The sequence below is a fragment of the Leptospira ainazelensis genome (assembly GCF_016918785.1).
In the GTDB taxonomy this organism is placed as follows: Bacteria; Spirochaetota; Leptospiria; order Leptospirales; family Leptospiraceae; genus Leptospira; species Leptospira ainazelensis.
Genome location: NZ_JAFFPT010000052.1, coordinates 1 through 974, shown reverse-complemented (window position 1 = coordinate 974; position 974 = coordinate 1). Strand labels below are relative to the sequence as shown.

Sequence of the window (974 nt, the reverse complement as noted above, 5' to 3'; positions counted from 1 at the left end):
CTCGAACCTCGTGCCAACCGCGTCGCGCACAGGCGCTTGCGGACGCAACGTCGAGAAGCCTCTTTCGTTAGACGAAAGTCAGCATAAATTTCTGATTTTCATTTTTTACCGTTAATTAAAGAATATTCTGAACTAATCTGGGAAAAAGCATTGACCAATTTTTAATTATATATATACTCAAATAGATATGAATAGAGCTAAAATTTTTAAAAATGGTGACAGCCAAGCAATACGCTTGCCAAAGGACTATCGTTTTAAGGGTAAGGAGGTTTATATACGAAAGGATGGAGATAACGTCATTCTAACACCAATAGACGATGCAGTTGACCGGTTTTGGAATACTGTTAATAATTTTTCTGAAGATTTGGTCATTGATCGGAACCAACCAAATGATTATGATAAACGAAATAGAATATGACTCAATATTTGTTGGATACGAATATCTGTATTTATATAATAAATAAAAAGCCAGAATCTGTTTATAAAAAATTTAAAAAGATTAAATTAGAGAATATTTATATTTCATCAATTACTGAATTTGAATTGAAATACGGTGTTCAGAAAAGCCTCTATTTCGAAAGGAACCTGAAAGTCTTAGAGGAATTTTTAAGCTATTTGAATATCCTCCCATTTATTAGTGAAGATACAAATAAAGCTGCGAAAGTTCGCGTAGAATTAGAAAGAGTAGGGAGGCCAATTGGTCCTTTTGATCTTTTAATAGCTTCTCAGGCTTTATCAAATAAGCTTACTCTTGTTACGAATAATGAAAAAGAGTTTACTCGAATTAAAGATATTAAAATTGAAAACTGGCTTTAGAAGATGCTGACCTTCGTCTAACTTCGGCTTCTCACTTCGTTCGCGACTCACGGTTCCCGCTCGCGCTCACTCCGGGCTAAGGCCACATTGCTTTGTCACTTCGGTTCGCGGGACGTTCGCTAAGGCTCACTCGAACCTCGTGCCAACCGCGTCGCGCA

General features: G+C 37.0%; 2 protein-coding genes. Both read left to right on the top strand.

Features of this window, described 5'->3' with window-relative positions:
• Positions 1-187: 187 nt before the first annotated feature.
• Positions 188-418: a type II toxin-antitoxin system antitoxin VapB gene (gene vapB / locus JWG44_RS12720; protein ID WP_205275339.1), complete on the top strand. Its 231-nt coding sequence runs from the start codon at positions 188-190 to the stop codon at positions 416-418.
• Positions 415-816: a type II toxin-antitoxin system tRNA(fMet)-specific endonuclease VapC gene (vapC, locus tag JWG44_RS12715; protein ID WP_205275338.1), complete on the top strand. Its 402-nt coding sequence runs from the start codon at positions 415-417 to the stop codon at positions 814-816. The genes vapB and vapC overlap by 4 nt, the downstream gene beginning before the upstream one ends.
• Positions 817-974 lie beyond the last annotated feature (158 nt).